At 68.0% G+C, this 17926-nt stretch carries 12 protein-coding genes; 3 read left to right on the top strand and 9 right to left on the bottom strand.

Annotated features, from left to right (window positions below):
- Positions 1–5: 5 nt before the first annotated feature.
- From B7W94_RS02650 to B7W94_RS02630, 5 genes are all read right to left on the bottom strand, one after another.
- Complete coding sequence (locus tag B7W94_RS02650) at positions 6–1340, bottom strand: four-carbon acid sugar kinase family protein (protein WP_062765998.1); 1335 nt, start codon at positions 1338–1340, stop codon at positions 6–8.
- Positions 1337–2377, bottom strand: coding sequence for an ABC transporter permease (locus B7W94_RS02645; RefSeq protein WP_062765995.1), 1041 nt, complete (start codon positions 2375–2377; stop codon positions 1337–1339). Before B7W94_RS02645 ends, B7W94_RS02650 begins: the two co-directional genes overlap by 4 nt.
- Before the next feature lies 1 nt (position 2378).
- Positions 2379–3950, bottom strand: a complete 1572-nt coding sequence (locus B7W94_RS02640; protein WP_062765992.1) for a sugar ABC transporter ATP-binding protein — start codon at positions 3948–3950, stop codon at positions 2379–2381.
- The gene (locus B7W94_RS02635) at positions 3947–5050 is read right to left on the bottom strand and encodes an ABC transporter permease (protein ID WP_085604168.1); all 1104 of its coding nucleotides are present in this window, start codon (positions 5048–5050) and stop codon (positions 3947–3949) included. Before B7W94_RS02635 ends, B7W94_RS02640 begins: the two co-directional genes overlap by 4 nt.
- A 71-nt stretch (positions 5051–5121) precedes the next feature.
- Positions 5122–6192 carry a sugar ABC transporter substrate-binding protein gene (locus B7W94_RS02630; protein WP_197426478.1) on the bottom strand — a complete coding sequence of 357 codons (1071 nt, stop codon included), beginning with the start codon at positions 6190–6192 and terminating at the stop codon, positions 5122–5124.
- Positions 6193–6335: 143 nt separating this feature from the next.
- On the opposite strand from B7W94_RS02630, the gene B7W94_RS02625 reads away from it, so the two are divergent.
- On the top strand, positions 6336–7055 hold the full coding sequence (locus B7W94_RS02625) for a FadR/GntR family transcriptional regulator (RefSeq protein WP_172400051.1): 720 nt from the start codon (positions 6336–6338) through the stop codon (positions 7053–7055).
- Positions 7052–7792, top strand: coding sequence for an SDR family NAD(P)-dependent oxidoreductase (locus tag B7W94_RS02620; RefSeq protein WP_197426477.1), 741 nt, complete (start codon positions 7052–7054; stop codon positions 7790–7792). The genes B7W94_RS02625 and B7W94_RS02620 overlap by 4 nt, the downstream gene beginning before the upstream one ends.
- A 40-nt stretch (positions 7793–7832) precedes the next feature.
- Here the strand turns inward: B7W94_RS02620 and B7W94_RS02615 are convergent, their stop codons facing one another.
- Genes B7W94_RS02615 through B7W94_RS02600 form a run of 4 tightly spaced genes read right to left on the bottom strand, consistent with a single transcriptional unit; the run spans position 7833 to position 16257 of the window.
- Positions 7833–10403: a family 78 glycoside hydrolase catalytic domain gene (locus tag B7W94_RS02615; RefSeq protein WP_085604162.1), complete on the bottom strand. Its 2571-nt coding sequence runs from the start codon at positions 10401–10403 to the stop codon at positions 7833–7835.
- A gap of 56 nt (positions 10404–10459) precedes the next feature.
- Positions 10460–12937 (bottom strand): glycoside hydrolase family 2 protein, encoded by a 2478-nt coding sequence (locus B7W94_RS02610; RefSeq protein ID WP_062765980.1) that lies wholly within the window; start codon positions 12935–12937, stop codon positions 10460–10462.
- 60 nt (positions 12938–12997) lie between these two features.
- Entirely contained in the window at positions 12998–15472 is a 2475-nt protein-coding gene (locus B7W94_RS02605; RefSeq protein WP_062765976.1) for a hypothetical protein, read from the bottom strand.
- Complete coding sequence (locus B7W94_RS02600; RefSeq protein ID WP_172400050.1) at positions 15472–16257, bottom strand: IclR family transcriptional regulator; 786 nt, start codon at positions 16255–16257, stop codon at positions 15472–15474. The genes B7W94_RS02605 and B7W94_RS02600 overlap by 1 nt, the downstream gene beginning before the upstream one ends.
- Before the next feature lie 313 nt (positions 16258–16570).
- Between B7W94_RS02600 and B7W94_RS02595 the strand changes: the two genes are divergently transcribed.
- Positions 16571–17857: an ABC transporter substrate-binding protein gene (locus B7W94_RS02595; RefSeq protein ID WP_172400049.1), complete on the top strand. Its 1287-nt coding sequence runs from the start codon at positions 16571–16573 to the stop codon at positions 17855–17857.
- Positions 17858–17926 lie beyond the last annotated feature (69 nt).

Genomic DNA, 17926 nt, shown 5'->3' with positions numbered 1-17926 from the left:
TTTCCTTACTGGTTGGGAGTGGGAGTGGAAGATGCGGCGCCGTCGAGGCTGGCCACCGTGGTGAAGTAGTCCGGGCGGCCGACCTGGCCGCCCTTCAGGGCGATCTCCAGACCGTCGACGGCGGGATCGTCCGCGGTAGCGCGGCACAGGGGGGAACCGGGCGCGACCTCGGCGATCATCTGAAGCGCGAGGATTCCGAGCGAGCGGGCGACGAGTCCGGACGTGTCGCCGCCGGCTACGACCAGTCGCCGCACGCCGCTTCCCCGGACGACCTGACCGGTGACCTCGCCGAGGGCGAGACCCAGGCCGTGCGGGTCGATGGGCCGCTCGTCTCGGGGCGGTGTGTGCAGGAGCACGTCCCTGCCGGTCTCCAGGGCACGTCGTGCCGCGGCGATGAGCGCGGCGATCCCGTCCGGCCCGGCTGTGACGGCGACCGGATCGACCGGCACGCCGACGAATCCTCGCGCCAGGGCGTCAGCGACCTGCGCGTCGCTGGCCGGCGCGCGGCTCCCGCTGACCGCGAGGGTCTGCACGCGCGCACCATGCCGCGGTCGGAACGGCGAAGCCGGCGCGCCGCGCCGCTCCGCCCAGAACTCGGCGAGCGCGTACTCCACACCACTGGACCCCACCGCGACGACCGGACGGTCGGCGTCCCGGATCATCGCGTCGATCGCGCGGCCGATCTGCACGAGGTCGCTCTCGTCCAGCACGTCGAACAGCAGCGCGTCGGCACCGTCGGCCGCGGCGGCAGCCCTGCGGGCGTCGACGGCGTCGGGCCCGGCTGCGAGCGTGAGGCGGTCGACGAGGGCGACCCTCGCGGCAGTCTGGTGTCGGAGGTGTGCGATCAGCTCGGCCTCATCCATCGGTGTGATGGGGTGACGCGTCATCGTCGGGTGACGATCGAGCCGATGCGTCACACCGTCCGCCGTCGCGAAGAGGGTTCCGAACACCTGGTAGCGGCGCAGCACAGGCGCTCCGACGACCATCGGAACGAGGCCCGCGTCGAAGGTGCGGCGCGCGATGTCCAGTCCTCGGCCGATACTGCCGATCGTCGGTGAGGAGTCGAACGTCGAGCAGATCTTGTAGTGGAAGAGAGGCGCTCCTGCGGCGCGCAGGGCCTCGAGGATCGGCGGCAGCTCGGCGTCCATCTGCTCGGGAGTCATGGTCCGGGCGATCCCGGCGACCCCGACCGCCTGGGCGTCGGGGAAGCGCGCGAGGTCCGCGGCGGTCGGCGTCTCGAGGAACAGCACTGTCTGGACGCCGGCGGTCGTGAGCGCCTCCATCACGTCCGCCGAGCCGGTGAAGTCATCGCCGTAGAAGGTGAGCAGCGGTGTCGTCATCGCCCCGCCTCCTGCGTCTGGGCCGGTGCCGCGGGTTTCGGCGGAGGATCATCGTCCTGCCGCCCGCTGGTGATGACGGTGCGTCGCAGCTTCTCGAGTCGCCCCGTGCGGAGGCTGTCGATCAGCACGGCGAGCAGGATGATGCCGGCCTGTACCATCTGCGTCAGGTACAGGTCGACGCGGATGAACCCGAGTCCGGTGTTGACGAGTTGGATGAGGAGCGTCCCGACCACGGTGCCGGGAAACACCGAGCCGCGTCCACCGAACAGGCTCGTGCCGCCCAGCACGGCGGCGGCGATCGCGTCGAACTCTATACCCTTCCCGGCCGCCGGGGTGACCGTGCCGGAGAACTGCTGGATCACGGCGATGAAGCTCGCCAACCCCACTAGGGCGCCGGAGATGACGTAGACGGCGAACTGGATGCGCCCGACGCGCACGCCGGCGCGCGCTGCGGCCTGGCGGTCCTCACCCGTCGCCAGGAGCTGCCGCCCGAAGGGCGTGCGCGTGACCGTCACATGGGCGAGCAGGACCACGAGTGCGAACACGGCGATGGGGAGGGGGATGCCGAGCACCGACTGCGCGCCCAGCGCGGTGATCGCGTCGGGATAGTTAACCTCGCGCGAGTCGGAGACTCCGTAGCCGAGGCCTCGAAAGGCGGTGAGCATGGCGAGGGTGACGATGAACGGGATGATCTTCAGCACCGACACCGCGAAGCCGTTGAAGGCGCCGAACATCGCTCCGATGAGCACGGCGAGAATCGGGACCGCGAAGATCGGCATCGCCACGGTGTGCACGATCTGACCGACGACGACGGCCGTCAGGTACAGCAGCGACCCGACCGCCAGATCGATGCCGGCGGTCATCAGCACGAGCGTCATGCCCACGGCCAGGATCCCGACATACGCCGACTGGCGCAGGATGAGGGTGATGGTGTCCCCGGACAGGAAGCGCGGGTCCACTGCGGCGAAAGCCAGGAACACGACGACCAGCAGGATCACCGGGACGTTCTGGAGTGCGAGGTCCTTCACGCGCGACATGTCAGACGCCTCCCTGGATCTGGATGGATGCGGCCTCGCCCGCGGCGACCTCGTCGGGTCGCTCGCCGAACGCGGCGCCGAGGATGATGCGAGCATCGAACTGCGCCCGCGGGTATTCGGCGACGATGCGGCCGAGGCGCATCACGACGATGCGGTCCGCGATGCCGAGGAGCTCCGGCAGCTCGGACGAGATGACGAGGATGCCCGTCCCGGCATCGGCACGCTCCAGCGCCGTGCGGTACACCTCGTACTGCGCGCCGACGTCGACGCCGCGGGTCGGCTCGTCGAGGATCAGCAGCTCCGGCTCGGTGAGCAGCCACTTGGCCAGCACGACCTTCTGTTGATTCCCGCCCGAGAGGGCTTGCACGGGCGAGCGCGTCAGGTCCGTCGCCTTCAAACGCAGGGCCTCGGTCACCGCCTGAACGCGCGCACGCAGGGAGCGGCGGCGCAGCGGCGCCAGCACTCCCCCGCTCCACCGTGCCAGCGACGGCAGCGCGGCGTTCGCGACCACCGGGAACTCCATGAGCAGCCCCTCGCCACGGCGGTCCTCGGTGACGAAGGCCAACCCTGCCGCGATCCGCGCGCGGGGCGACAGGCGCGTCACGTCCGTGCCCGCCACCTCGATGCGGCCGCTGTCGGCGGCGTCGAGCCCCGCGATCACGCGTGCAAGCTCCGTGCGTCCCGCGCCCATGAGTCCGAAGATGCCGACGACCTCGCCGCGATCCACGGTGAGCGTTGCGCGGTGGACGAGCCCGGTCGCCGATACGTCGTCGAGACGCAATGCCGGGGCTGCTTGGACATCGGCGGGCGTGTGACCTGCCCGGTCGGGGTAGAGACTGTCGAGCGGGCGGCCCACCATCAGCGTGATGAGTTCCCGGACGGGGAGGTCGGCCTCGGCCCGCACGTCGATGAGGGCACTGTCGCGCATCACGGCGATGCGGTCTGAGAGCTTCTTGACGTCATCGAGAATGTGGGAGACGTAGATGAACGAGGTTCCCTGAGCCGTGAGGCGCTCGATGAGCGCGAAGAGCAGGTGTGTCTCGCGGCTGGTGAGCGAGGTGGTCGGCTCGTCGAGGATGATGAGCCCAGGGCTTCCCAGAGTGCCCTTCACGATCTCGAGCATCTGGCGGTGACCGGGACTCAGCTGCTCGACGATGGTGGACGGCGAGAAGGGAAGCTCCAGTTGGGCGAGGGCGTCCGCGGTGTCGCGGCGCGCCTTCCGCCGGTCCGTGAACACGCCCCAGCGTCGGGGGTACGCGGTGAGGAACACGTTGTCGATGACGGAGAGCTGCGAGAAGAGGTTCAGCTCCTGGTGCACGTGCGCGATGCCCCGCGCTCGTGCCTCGCCGGTGGACTTCGGAGCATAGGGGTCGCCGTCGATCAGCATCCGACCCTCGTCGGGTGTCAGCACACCACCGACGATGTTCATCAGCGTCGACTTCCCGGCTCCGTTCTCGCCGACGAGGCCGAGGACCTCGCCGGGCTCGACCCGCAGCGAGATGTCGCAATTCACCGGCATGCCGAAGAAGGCGTGCGAGATGCCCCGCAGCTCCAGGCGGGGGGTCGAGGTCATCGCCGGCCTCCGATCAGACGGTTGCGGCCCACGTCGAGCAGCGCCGCCGCCACGATCACGAGTCCCTTCACGACCCACACCACGTGGAAGGGCAGATTCATCAGGTTGAGGCTGTTGCTGAGGATCACGAAGAACAGCGCCCCGAGGAACGCTCCGAGCACGCTGCCCTTGCCGCCGAACAACGAGATTCCGCCGATGATGGCGGCGCCGATCACATCGAGCAACATGTCGTCGCCAAGCGTCGGGCGGCCCGCCCCCAGTCGAGAGGAGTAGAGCACGCTGCCCAGCGCCGCCAGACCGGCGCTGATGACGTAGGCGGAGATCACCATCCGGGTGTGCGGCACGCCGGACACCACTGCGGTGCGCCGGTTCGTCCCCGCGGCATAGAGCCAGGCGCCGTAGGTGGTTCGCGAGAGCACGTAGTGCGCGCCGATCGCGACGACCACCGCCACCCCCATCGAGAGCGTGAGGAACGATGCGACGCCGCCCCCCTGCGTGCTGCCGATCGCGAGGTACTCGGGCGGAAGGCTGGTCACGTTCTCGCTCCGGGTCATCCAGATGGCCACGGCGCCGAAGAGCAGCATCGTGCCGAGGGTGACCATGAAGGGCGGCATGCGCAGCACGGCGACCGCGCAGCCGTTCAACAGGCCGATGAGGCACCCGGCCGCGACGGTGAGCACGATCGCGAGCACGGTGCCGCCGAGGCCCGCGTCTGAGAGCGCTCCCCCCTCTTCCCCGATCACGCTGCCCCAGAACACGGTGTCCGAGAACAGAGCCGGCGCGAACGCCTGGGCGATGAACAGCGCGCCGAAGGTGTTCGCCACGCTGATCACGGCCGTCTGGGACAGATCGATACCCCCGAGGATGAGCACGAAGGATTGGCCGATGACGATGATCGCGAGCGGCCAGAGATTGGACAGCACGTTCACGGCGTTGCGCTCGGTGAGCAGGCCGTTCGCGAAAGGCGAGACGGCGAGGACGTAAACGACGATCAGGGCGAGGACAAAGCCCTCGCCGGCGAGGAAGCGATGGAGCCCGTCGACGCGTCGCGCGCTCTCGGGCGCCGCGGCGGGCGGGGCGGTCTTCTGGGTGGTGGACACGTGGGTTCCTCCGACGGGTGGCGGGCAGAGTCGGGGTGCGGCGCGCCGAGGACGCGCCGCACCGGGGACGGTCAGGAGTTCGGGGGCGTGATCACGCAGCCCCAGGTGTCCTTCTCCTTCTCTTCGACGTTGTCCTGGGTGAGCGCGAAACCGGGGTCGAGCAGCAACTCGTCCGCGTCGGTCTCGCCGGCGTCTATCGCTTCGGCGAGCGCGGTCAGCAGGGATTCCGCCTCCGTGAAGAGGTCCTGCACGCCGGTGGCGTCGACGAACCCATCCTTGAGCAGGTTGCAGGCGCGGTTGTCACCGTCGATGCCGCCCATGATCACGTGCCCGTCCTCGCCGGCGGCCTTCCAGAGACCGAGCGGCTCCAGCACGGAGCGGATCTGCGGGTAAAGGAAGTCAGACGAGGTGAAGAGCAGATCGATCTCGGGATTCGCCTGCATCGCGGCCTCGAGATTCGCCTGGCCGGTCGCGGCGTCCCAGTTCGTCTGCACCTCGATCGGCTCCTCGAAGAGGTCCGGGTTCGCGTCGACGACGTCGTAGAAGCCGTTGCGGCGCTCGACGGCGTTCTGGTCGCTCAGATTGCCGACCATGATGATGGAGCGGATCTTCCGGTCGAGTCCGAGCGCCTCAGCCTCGGTGACCATGTGCTCCATCGTCGCCGCGGATACGCCACGGTTGTCGGCGACGGCCACGATGGCTGCGCCGTCCTCGGATGCCGGCGGACGGTTGAACACGCCGATCGGGATGTCGGCCTTGTTCGCCTCGGCGATGATCGTGTCGGCGCTCGATCCGTCCTCCGGGATGATGATGATCCCGTCGACTCCCTGGGTGATGCAGTCGTTCATCTGCTCCAGCTGCTTGTTCGGGTCTTCGTTCGAGTTGTGCTCGATCACCCGGGCGTCCGCGGCTTCGAGCGAGTCTGAGATCGCAGCGATGCCTGCCGCCCAGAACTCGGTCTCGCTTCCCGAGAACCCGAAACAGATCGTCTTGCCCTGCAGAGAGACGCCGACATCGATGGCCGGCTTCTCTGTGGATCCCGTGTCCCCGCCGCCACCTCCGGTGGTGGCGCAACCGGACAGTGCCAGTGCGGTGAACGCTGCGACGGCGACGCCGGCAGCGAGGGTGCGTGTGCGGGACACGAGGCCTCCTTGACTCGATAGAGACACGCTTGGTCTCTGGTATGCCACACTATAGCCAGGCCGAATGCCGTAACACAACGTCGTCGGAGGAAAGCCGCCACCTGCGAGAATGGAGGCGCGTCCGAAGAAAAACAGGAGGACCGATGGAGTTCACTCAGCTGCAGCGCGAGCCGTCCCTGGCCTCGCGGGTGACCGAGAGCATGCTGGCGACGATCGCGTCGGGCGGCTTCGCACCGGGCGACTGGCTTCCCTCCGAGCGGGAGCTCTCCGATCAATTCGGCGTCTCGCGCACCGTGATCCGCGAGGCAGTCCGTGGCCTGGAGGCCAAGGGCGTCGTCGAGGTGCGCTCCGGCCGAGGCGCCCGCGTCGCGCATGTGAGCTCCTCGCGCGTGTCTGAGAGCCTGCAGCTCTATCTGAGCGGGGCGCAATCGCAGCAACTGCTCGGGCCGCCTGAGATCAGCGAGGTGCGCGCGACGCTGGAGCTGCGCCTGGTTGAACTCGCGTGCGAGAAGGCGACCGAAGCCGATCTGGACGAGATCCAGGCGAGCCTCACCGAAATGGCGGCGGCGGCGACCGCGGCCGCCGCCGCCGCTGAGGACGCCGAGTTCCACCGCCGCATCGCACTCGCCACGCACAACGCGCTGTACGTCGCTCTGCTCGAATCCCTGAACGCGGTGATGATGCCGATCCGTGAGCACAGCCTCGAGCTCGAGGGACGGCGCGAGCGCACTCTCGCCCAGCACGGCGCCGTGCTCGACGCCCTGCGCGCCCGCGATCCACGGGGTGCGCGCGCCGCCATGGGTGGGCACCTCGATGACTCGCGTCAGTACTACGAGCCGGTGGACGGGACGGAGCCCTCGTGAACGCCCTGATGGGACGCACCGCAATAGTGACCGGCGCAGCCTCGGGCATCGGTCGTGCCACGGCGCAGCGTTTCGTCCGCGAGGGCGCGAGGGTCGTCTTCGCCGACCGCGACGTCGACGGGGCCCGGGAGGCTGCGCAGGAGAGCGGCGGTTCGGCCCGCGCCATCCGCATGGATATCGCGGACGAGGCGTCAGTGGCCGCCGCCTTCGCCGCAGCCGGGCCGATCGACATCGTCGTCGCGAACGCGGGCGTGCAGCTCATCGGTTCGGACGCGCGCGTCGGCGATCTCGACCTCGAGGTCTGGCGGCGCACGCAGGACGTCAACCTCACGGGGACGTTCCTGACGCTGAAACACGCGGTGCGCGCGATGACGCAGCGCGGCGGATCGATCATCGTCACGGGCAGTCCGACGGCGCTCAACGGCGAGGGAGCCGGGTTCGCGGCCTACAGCGCCTCGAAGGCGGGCGTGCACGGCCTCGCCCGCACGGCGGCGGCCGACTATGCAAACGTCGGAATCCGGGTGAACGTGGTCGTACCGGGACACGTCCTCACCCCGCTGGTGTCGGGCATCGTCGAGGACGAGGCCGCGCGGGCGGCGATCCTCTCTCGCATCCCGATGCGGCGCGCCGGCGACGTCGCCGATATCGAGGGCATCATGGTCTATCTCGCCGGAGACGAGTCCCGCTATGCGACCGGATCGATGTTCGTGGTCGACGGCGGGATGACCACCCTCTGATGCCTGCGCTCAGCTCGCGATGCCCGCACCAGCCCGCGGTTCACGGGCACGAAACACGCACGGTGTGCCGCCCAGAACGGAGGACCTGAGGCTCAGTGCCGGGGAGCCGCAGTATGGCTTCGGCTCCGACGGGAACAGTCGCGTCGAGCGCGATCTCGTGGCCCAGACGCCTCCAGTGCACGGCAGCGGTTCCGAAGGCTGTCGACACCGACGCCTGCGCCTCCAGAATCGAGGTCACGGCGGGTGCGATCTCGAAGATCCGATACCCCGGGGCGACGGGGCGGATGCCGGCGACATCGTGATAGAGCCAGTCGTCGACCGTTCCGAGGAAGTAGTGCCCGCGCGAGCGGGATGCCAGCGCCCAATGCTCCCACGTCGTCGTTGCGCCATGCTCCAGCCAGAAGCCCCAACTGGGATACGAGGTCTGCAGAGCAACTCTCAGGGCCGTTTGAGCATGTCCATGCCTGCTGAGCATCGGCAAGAGGTACTTCGTACCCAGCGCGCCAGTGTTGAGGTGGAATCCCCGCGCTACGACGTCGGCCGCTACGGCATCCGCCACCGCCTGCTCTCGGCCTGCGGGTATCAGCCCGAAGGCCAGCGCGAGGACGTTGTGCGACTGCCGGAACTCCCCCTCTTGCTCGCCACGGACGATGTTCCGGTCCGGATCGAAGAAGCGCGCACGGAATGCCGCGGCGATGCGATCGGCGTGTGCACGGAACTCGTTCGCGAGGTCCGTGCGGCCGAGCGTCTCCGCCGCACGTGCCACGGCGACCATCGTCTGATGCAGGAAGGCTGTGGCCGGCACTCGCGAATCCTCCGGGGGGTTACCGCCGCCCGGAGAAGCATCCGGCGCGACCCAGTCCCCGAGCGTGGTCGCAGCGATCTCAGCGTCCGCGCGCTCGAGCTCGAGCCGCGCGTGTCTCACCAGGGTGTCGAGATGGGTGGCCATGGTCCGCTCATCGGCGGCATAGAGATACAGCCACCATGCGATCAACGGCATCGCCGCATTCCAGGTCGGAGTCGATCCCCAGTCATAGGACCAGCCGCCGTGCGGAGCGATGACACGAGGGATGCCGGTGTGCCGCGCGGTCGCGGCGATGTCAGCCGCCCATTTGGCCAGCAGCTCATGCGCATCGAAGTTCAGCAGCATCAGCTCGGCTCCCACCATGCCGTCTCCCGTCCACCCATTCTTCTCGAACGTGGGAGTATCGGTGGGGATGCCGTGCAGGTTGTTGAGCACGGTGTCCACGACGATGCGATGGATGTCATTCAGCAACGGTTCCGAGCTGCAGAAGGAGCCCGCCGGCTCGACGTCGGTGTGCACGCACTGGGCGGAGATGGAGTCCGCGGTCGGCGGATGATCGTCCGGCCATCCGGTCAGCTGGACGTATCGGAAGCCGTAGTAGGTGAACTTCGGGGCCCACTCCTGCCGCTCGCCCGTGCCGGCGAACTCCACCTGAGCCGTCTGAAAGCGGCCGTCGTAATAGGAGTGCGGGTCGTCCGTGTTGGCCGTGCCGTCCGCGCGCAAGCTCTCGGCGTAGCCGATCTGCACCGAGGCCTGCGCCACCGGCGCCGCAGCGACGGTGACCCACCCCGCTATGGTGCGGGAAAACTCGACGAGGTAGGTGCCCTCGCCAAGCCGCTTGACGCAGGACGGCATGAGCGCTTCAGCGACGACGATCGGTGGCTGCCGCTGACGCCGCAGTTCGCCGCGCGGACCCGACACGACGGCGGCCGGTCTCCAGCCGGAATCGTCGAATCCGACCCGGTCGACCCCCTCCACGACCCGTCGGAAGTCGAAGGACTCCCCGGCGTAGAGATCATCGAACGTGGTCGGTCCGTCAGCGGTGCGCCACGCTCCGTCCGTGGTGAGGACGGTTCGCGTGTCGTCCTCGTGAGAGACGATGAGGACTGCTCTCGCGCACGGTTCTGCATGCCATGGAGAGCGCTGCCACTGCCAGGTGTTGGCCGCAGTCATGCCGTAGAAGCCGCGGCCGAGTTCGAGGCTCACGGCGTTGCGCCCCGGCCGCAGCAGCTGCGCCACCTCTGTGGCGTCATACTGCACCGTGCAGTCGTAGTCGGTGAATCCCGGTGCGAGGACGCCGCGCGGCGCATGCCGGCCGTTGATGCGAACGTCGGCGTACCCTCCCGCGGCCACATAGAGCTGGGCGGAGACGATCGGAGCGGGAAGGACGAACTCGCGGCGCAGGAGCGGAGCCGGATGTGCGCCGGGGGACGCCGGCTCCGAATGACCCCCGATCCACATCGCCCCGCCCCAGTCCTGCTCGCGGAACAGTCCGGTCCGGAACGACGCCCGTGCGCTTGCTTCTCCGGCCGAGGTCACCACGGTGATCCGCCACCGGTAACCGGTGCCGGCCAGAAGTTCCTCGCCGTCGTAGTCGGCTGACCGGGCGTCGGAGGACGTCACCGGCCCGGAATCCCAGACCGTCTCCGCACCGGCCGGCGCAACCCTCTCGACCGTCAGACGGTAGGAGACCTGCTGCACACCGTTCTCGCTCGCCTCGACGATCCAGGAGAACCGGGGTCGCTGCACGTCGATCCCGATCGGTTCCGTCACACCCTCGACACGGAGACGCCGGACGCTAGGCATCGTCGCGCTCTACATCCCGGTTCATCACGGTGTCGACTCCACAGCGCCCTGAACGATCATGGCTGCGCCGCGACGCCCGCCGTGGCCACGAGGTCGTTCGCCGAGCGCAAGACGCGCTCGGCGATGAACTCCGACGGGTCCAGTCCCGGGCGCGCACGGACCATCACCTCGACGCTCTCCCCCGGCAGGAGCGTCAGCAGCGCGGCATCCGCGTGCGCCGACGGGTCGACCTTGTCGACGAGGAGCGTGAGGTCCTTCACGAGCCCGGTGGCGGTGACATGGACACGGTACCCTCCGTCCACCTCCTCGGCGCTCGCATCGATCGGCGCGGCTTCGAGGGCAAGAGCGGGATCTTCGACGAAATACCAGAACGCGCGCTCTCCGGTCGACGCGGTCACGACGAGGAACTCTGAGGCGCCGTCCCCCGGCGTCGCGACGTCGGCCGGGACGACGAGCGCGCTCGCCTCCCGCGCGTCGACCTCGAGCGGCATCGTCTGCTCGGCCAGCACGGTTCCGTCGAGGGCTCGGCGTTGCATCATAACCTGGGTGGAGACGGCTTCTGGCGCGTCATTGTGGAAGCTTGCGATGAGGTCGTCCTCCCTGGGCTGCACGGTGAGGAGCCGTTCGCCATACACCCGCTGCAGAGCGTGCCACAGCGGTTTGCGGTGGCCGAGGCTGTCGACGGCAGCCCACGAGACGACCGGCCAGCAGTCGTTGATCTGCCAGACGATCGACCCCTGGTTCAGGGGAAGGAGCGAGCGGAAGTGCTCAATTCCGAAGCTCACCGCTCGGGCCTGGTTGAGCTGAGTGGCCCAGTGCCAGTCCTCGTACGAGCGCGGCTCCGGCAGGTGCTCGCCGAGCCCTCGGCGGAGCTTCTCGTTCCCGTCAGTCGCCTTCTGGTGCACCAGCATGTTCGGTCCGAAGGGGTCTCTCGGCTCATCGTGCACGGCGTACTCGAGCGTGGACCACGCCGGAGGCCCCTGAAAGCCGAACTCGGAGACGAAGCGGGGGCGATAGTCGCGATAGTGCGAGTAGTCGACCTGATTCCAAACGTCCCAGATGTGCATCGTTCCGTGCGCGGGGTCGTTCGGGTGCAGGTACGGGCTGAACGAGAAGGGGCTTCCCTCGGAGTAGGGCGTGTTCGGCGCCAGCTCGGCGACGAGCTGGGGGAACAACTCGGTGTAGTACCCCTCACCCCAAGTCCTGCTGTCGAGAGGCGTCCGCCAGTTCCAGTCGACGTAGCCCCAGATGTTCTCGTTGCCGCCGTTCCAGAGGACGAGGCTCGGATGCGCGGTCAGCCGGGTGATGGCCTCGGTGGCCTCCGCCTCGAACTCGTCCCACAGCGCCGCATCCTCGGAGTACGCCGCACATGCGAGGAGGAAGTCCTGCCAGACCAGGATGCCATTCTCGTCGCAGAGATCGTAGAAATCGTCCGATTCATAGATGCCGCCACCCCAGACGCGCAGCATGTTCATGTTCGCGTCGAGGGTGTCGTCGATGCTCCGCTGAAGCGTATCGCGGGTGATGCGGGGGAAGAACACGTCGTCCGGGATCCAGTTCGCACCCCTGATGTAAACATCCTCTCCATTGATGGCGAAGCGGAAGGCGCTGCCGTCGGGATCAGGTCCCACATCGAGCGACACGCCGCGGAACCCGATACGGCGGCTCCAGCGGGACAGCACGGTGTCGCCGGCGGCCAGCTCCACGTTCAGCGGGTAGAGCGTCTGCGCCCCGTGACCGCGCGGCCACCACAGTTCGGCATCGGGGACGTCCAGCGTCACCGTCGCTGTCGTCTGGCCGGCGAGGAGATCCAGGGACGCGTGTGCTCCGGCGACATTGAAGGACAGCGTCGCCGACCCCGTCGCTTCGTCTGCCCAGTCCACCTGCACGTGAGTCGTCAGCGTCGGCTCGCCGTCGCGCACATCGACGAGCGGGCGAACCGACTCGATGCGCGATGTCGACCAGGTGTCGATTCCGATCGACTTCCAGATGCCCACCGAGGCGAGGTCCGGACCCCAGTCCCATCCGAAGTTGCACGCCGCCTTGCGTATGGCGTTGAACGGATGCGCGTACGAATGCGGACGCTCCCCGAGCACGGCCTCCTGCTCCCGCGCGTACTGCACGGGAGAACGGAATCGCACGACGAGCTCGTTGGATCCCGGCTGCAGCAGCTCGCTCACGTCGAAGCGATAGCTGCGGTGCTGGTTCGCCGTATCGGCCACGGCGCTCCCGTTGAGCTCGATATGAGCCACCGTGTCCAGGCCCTCGGCGACGAGGTCGCGGCGGTCGGACCCGTCGTCGCTCCAGTCGAACGTGGTGCGGTACTCCCAGTCACTGCGCCCGATCCACTGCAGCGCGGACTCGGCGTCGTCGACGAACGGGTCGGTGATGAGCCCGGCTGCGAGGAGGTCGGTGTGCACGACGCCCGGAACGGTGGCCGGGATGCCGGCGCCCAGCTGCGGGGCCAGTTCCGAGGGAGCGGTCTCCGTCAGGATGCGGGCCGTCCACCCGGTCGTCAGGGCGTGATACGTCATCTGTTCCTCTTCCTCGCGGCGGATGGCTCGAGAGTAACGATCTTTATAACTTAAGTAAAGTTAGTTCCGCGCGCGGATCACTCCGAGGTCCTCCCAAGCGACCGTCAGCGTCCCACTGATGTCGTGCAGCGTGCAGCTCCCAGCGACATCGATGGAGAACGCCGCCTCGTCGAGAAGCTCGCCGTCGATGTCGAGCCGGACTCGCCCGCGATCGGTCGGCGGCAGGTGAAGCGTGACAGTGGCGTCCCGGAGCCCGCTGATGCGCATCCCCCGCGTCATCCATGCCGGGTACGGCGCGATCTCCCTGCAGCGGATCATGCCGTCGGCCGACTGCTCGACGAAGACTCGGCACTCCGCGTGGATCGACTTCGGCAGCTGGTAGTGACCGACGCCGCCTTCGAGCCAGCACTCCTGATGGTTAAGGATCGGCACGCCGGCGGGGAAACGCAGTCGCACTCGCGAGGTGGTGTCGGTCAGGTAGCCGTTGAACCAGAACGCCGAGCGGTTGCGGTGCAGGCCGAGCACCGCCCGGCCTGACGAGGGCCGGCGCAGGTCGTGAGAGATCAGGTACCCGGCCATCCCGGCGACGTCCCGCAGCAGCACCCCGGGGTCGACGAAGCTATCCGGGTCGTGGGGCACCTGAGCCGGAACCCCGCGCTCGTCCGGCTCGGCGAACGCGTGCGGCGAGGAACCGCGCACCCACATCGCCGCACCGCCGCCCCACGCCGGGTCGCGTCGAGCCGTGGCGTAGACCCGCTCGCGTCCTTCCTCGTCCTGCACACGGACAGCGGACTCGGTGTGCGGATCGACGATGCGCACAGCACCGATCCCCCCGTCTGAGAGCAGCTCGATATGACGGAGCACACGGGGCATCTCGCCCTGCTCACTGCGATCGCTCTCGAGGTCGGTGAGCAGCAGCAGGTCGCCGGCGAGCGGCTGCTCACCGGTCTCCACGCTGAGGCCGAGCAGGTCGGCCGCGCGAGCGCCCAGCCTCGTCGGGGCTCCATACACGACGATGGATCCGCCGCCGGTCACATGGTCGCTGAGCTCTGCGCTGATCGCTTCGGTCATCGCGCCCGTCGGCACGAGCAGGGTCCGGCCGGCCAGAGCATCTGCGCGCAGGGCGGGGCCGAGGTCGTCGGTGCTGACGACCGTGCTCACCGGCAGTCCCGCGTTGAGCGCGGAGGTGAGGAGCCAGTCCTCGAAGTAGGGCTGACCCAGCGATGTGTCGGCCTGGTGATACTCCCGGAACGGGTAGACCCAGACGAGCGGTCCCGCCTCGTCGGGCGAGGATTCGAGCGCCGCGAGGATGTGTCCGCCCACTTCGCGTCCGACCCGCTCGTCCAGGACGCCGTGAGCGGTGTCGATCGACAGGATGTTGACACTCGACGGCGTCTGCACTCGGCCGAGGCCGTCGATGCGCGAGACACCGAGCGGCAGGTAGATGTCGAACGGCTCCCGGTTGTAGAAGTCCCACCACGGCTGCTGCCAGAACCAGGGGTCGTTCGCGTAGAAGCGGTACCGATACCCCTGCGAGCCGGCCGGGAGCATGGCGATGCGCGAGAGGAAGCCGGACATCTCGATTCCGAAGTCCTCGTTCAGCGGCCCCCAGGGTGAGTTCGGTGGCGGCGACTGGAAGTGCCCGGCCTGATAGAGCTCCAGGGCCGGTACGGCGTCCGAGCCGATGTCGATCCCTGCTGTGTGGTTCGTGCCGCGGACTTCGACGGGAAGATGGAAGTTGCGCGCGAAGTCCTCCCAGAACGAGAGCGACTCCCGCCGCAGCGCGGCCGCTCTGTCGTCGTGGAAGGCGCGGCCGTCGAAGCCGGCCCCCAGGTCCGTCCACGCGAAGGCGCTGAATCCGAAGCCATTGGACAGCCACAGGTAGTCGAAGCCCATCGCCGTCGCATAGTCCTGGGCCTGCCGTCCCAGGAACTCCCCGAAACTCGTGCCTTCCGGGATGCCCTTCGGGTAGGCCGCATAAGCGCGGTCGTCTGCGCGCAGCGAACTGGAGTGCCTCAGCATCTGGATGATCGGTCCGATGCCCACGTCCTCACCGCGCGCGACGACTTCGGGGTGACGCTCGAACTTGAATGAGGACGGCGCGAACTCGGGCCCCGGGTCGAAGGTCGCCCCCACGCTCGTCGGGATGCCGAGCTCTTCCGTGCCGATCCGCTTGATCACTCGCACCAGACGAGCGACCGCCGCGTAGTCGAGGTCGGGGCTCGACTTCGCGAACGGTCGCGCCACCCGCTCCGGCGCCTTGACCTCGCCGTACGCGCCGGCCCCGGTGTTGTTGAATCCGATGTAGCGCGCCCACTCGATCTGCTGATCGAGGTCTCCGGCCCACTCCAGGATCTCGCTGCCGTCGGAGATCCACAGCATGATCGAACAGGAGTTCGCGGCTCGCAGCAGCGGCAGCCACTGGCGGAACGCCTCCGAGACCGTCTGCGTCAGCGCCGCCTCATCGAAGCCGGGGAACGGCTTCAGCGAGAGCTCGAGTGTGACGCAGTCGATCGACGATCCGATCCTTGACATCAGCGCAGCTCCGTCTCATCGCCGAGTCTCGCGCTCAGAGCATCCGCCCCGATGCGGAGCGCCTCCAGACACGAGGCGATGTGCTCATCGTCGAAGCGGGCTGTGGGACCGCTCACGGAGAGCGCCGCGATCGTGCGACCGTCCCGCGAGCGCACCGGGACGGCGACGCACCGGATGCCGAGGATGTACTCGCCGTGATCCTCGGCGAAGCCGGCCTCGCGGGCCGCAGCCAGGTTCTCGATCAACTCATCGACATCGATGATGGTGGTCTCCGTGAACTGCTCAAGCCCTTCGGCGTACATCTGCTTCACCTCATCAGGCTCGAGCCCACTCAGCAACGCCTTGCCCAGGCCCGTGGCGTGGCAGGGCAGTCGAGCGCCGATGCGCTGGTCGAACACGAGCTTCTGCTGTCCAGCGCTCTTGGCGATGCAGACCTGGTCGCTACCCGAACGAACTGCCAGGCGCACCGTCTCGCCGAGCTCGTCACGGATCTCATCCATGAACGCGCGCGCCCGCTGGCTCAACGTCTGAGCCACGTCGTACCCCTGTCCGACCTCCCAGGCACGCAGCCCCAGCGAGACCTCCCGCGACCCGGGATCGCGTTCGACCCACCCGCGGTCGATGAGGGCGGAGAGCACGTGATGGGCGGTCGACTTCGCCAGCCCCAGTTCCTCCGCGATGCGGGTCAGGCTCATCCGGTCATCCGCTTCGGCGAGCAGCTCCAGGATTCGCAGGGCGCGGACGACGGCGGGAGCGGATGACCGCGCAAGATTCTCAGCAGACATGAAGTTCCTCATTTAGAACGTGGGTTTCAGATAACGAACGGATTCACGCTATCCAGCCGCGGGTCGGGAGTCAATCACGCGGCGAGGAGTGCTTGATCGGGGCCGGAACCTGGGTTAGAGTCAGCTCGTTCCAGTCTTGAAAGCGTAGTTTCATATATGGAACAGCTGCAGTCTTGACACCCGCTACGCGAGCATGTCATCGTCGAGAGCGACATTCACGAACGACGTTCTATATTGTCGAACTACTGCAGCACCTCATCCGCTCCCACGATCGCTGGGTGCACACACAGATCCAATGGAGGACATAATGCGTTTGAGGACCAGACGCAGGGCCACCGCAGCCCTGACCGTTGCCGCCATCACCGCGCTGGGCCTGGCGGCCTGTGGGGACCCGGGCGCCGGCGACGCCGATGCGACCGAGGGTGAGGTCGGTGGCACGATGAACCTCGCCACGACGAGCGACCGCGGGCTCGCACCTCTCATCGAATCGTTCGAGGCCGACACCGGAGCGAAGATCGAGGGCACGTTCGCAGAGGCGGGCGCCCTGAACGAGCAGCTACGCATCCAGATCACATCGGGGACGGCTCCCGATCTGTTCCGCTCCTCGCCCGGGTATTCGTCCCCCTCCTCGGTGCTCAACCTGCAGGCCGAGGGCAACCTCATGGATCTGTCCGACCAGCCGTGGGCTGAGTTCGTGCCCGAGTCTTTCAACTCCCTGCAGCAGGCCGACGGCGGAACCTACGCTTTTCCCACCTACGGGCAGGCGATGCTCGCCTTCTACAACACGACCCTGTTCGCCGACCTCGGCATCGAGGTTCCCACAACCTGGTCCGAGTTCATCGAGGCATGCGAGACGCTCAAGGATGCCGGCAAGGTCCCGATCTCGCTGGGGCTCGCCGACAGCTACATCGCCCAGTTCACGCCCCTGGCGCTCGCCGCCACCCTCGTCGACGGACTTGAGCCGGACTTCTACGACCGCCTCGAAGCGGGCGAGACCTCGTTCGTCGAATCCGAGGGCTGGCGAGAGGTGCTCGAGAAGACCTTCGGGCTGATCGAGGACGGCTACACCACCCCGTCGCCGCTCGGCATGCCGGGGGACCCCGCAATGCAGCAGGTGGGCAACGGTGAAGCCGGGATGGTGATCATGCCGTCTGCCGCGTCTCCGGTCCTGGCGGGCATGATGGCCGGCGGCGAGGACGAGATGGGCAACTTCGCCGTTCCTGCCACCGACGATGCGTCGGAGACGTACGTCGCGTTCTCGCCGGACTACCTCGTCGTCAACGCCAAGGCCAAGAACCCGGCCACCGCGCTCGCCTTCCTCGAGTACATCGCGGAGCCGGAGAACATCTCGTCCATCGCGGCTGCCACCGGATCCATCCCGGCGCTCAGCAACGCGGAGCCGATCGACAACGCGCTCAACAACACCGTTCAGCCCTTCCTCGACGAGGGACGGACCGCGCCGTTCGCCAACCACGCGTGGCCGGGCGGCAAGGTGGCCGAGGCGCTGATCACGACCAGCCAGCAGGTGGTCGAGGGGTCGAAGACCATCGACGACGTCCTCGCAGCGCTCGACGCGGCATATCAGGAGAGCCTCTCGTGAGTGCCGGCCTCGCAGTGAGGGGGGACGCCTCCGCGCGGCCCTCCTCACTGGGAGGTGCCCCTTCCACCG

The sequence above is a fragment of the Microbacterium sp. LEMMJ01 genome, from assembly GCF_002114135.1.
Taxonomy (GTDB): domain Bacteria; phylum Actinomycetota; class Actinomycetes; order Actinomycetales; family Microbacteriaceae; genus Microbacterium.
The sequence above is the reverse complement of the archived record's forward strand: the minus strand, read 5'-3'. Positions and strand labels throughout refer to the sequence as shown.

Bases quoted from the DNA above. Each gene is read 5' to 3' on its own strand.
- B7W94_RS02650 (WP_062765998.1), bottom strand. From the start codon at position 1,340: ATGACGACACCGCTGCTCACCTTCTACGGCGATGACTTCACCGGCTCG.
- B7W94_RS02645 (WP_062765995.1), bottom strand. From the start codon at position 2,377: ATGTCGCGCGTGAAGGACCTCGCACTCCAGAACGTCCCGGTGATCCTG.
- B7W94_RS02640 (WP_062765992.1), bottom strand. From the start codon at position 3,950: ATGACCTCGACCCCCCGCCTGGAGCTGCGGGGCATCTCGCACGCCTTC.
- B7W94_RS02625 (WP_172400051.1), top strand. From the start codon at position 6,336: ATGGAGTTCACTCAGCTGCAGCGCGAGCCGTCCCTGGCCTCGCGGGTG.
- B7W94_RS02615 (WP_085604162.1), bottom strand. From the start codon at position 10,403: ATGCCTAGCGTCCGGCGTCTCCGTGTCGAGGGTGTGACGGAACCGATC.
- B7W94_RS02610 (WP_062765980.1), bottom strand. From the start codon at position 12,937: ATGACGTATCACGCCCTGACGACCGGGTGGACGGCCCGCATCCTGACG.
- B7W94_RS02605 (WP_062765976.1), bottom strand. From the start codon at position 15,472: ATGTCAAGGATCGGATCGTCGATCGACTGCGTCACACTCGAGCTCTCG.
- B7W94_RS02600 (WP_172400050.1), bottom strand. From the start codon at position 16,257: ATGTCTGCTGAGAATCTTGCGCGGTCATCCGCTCCCGCCGTCGTCCGC.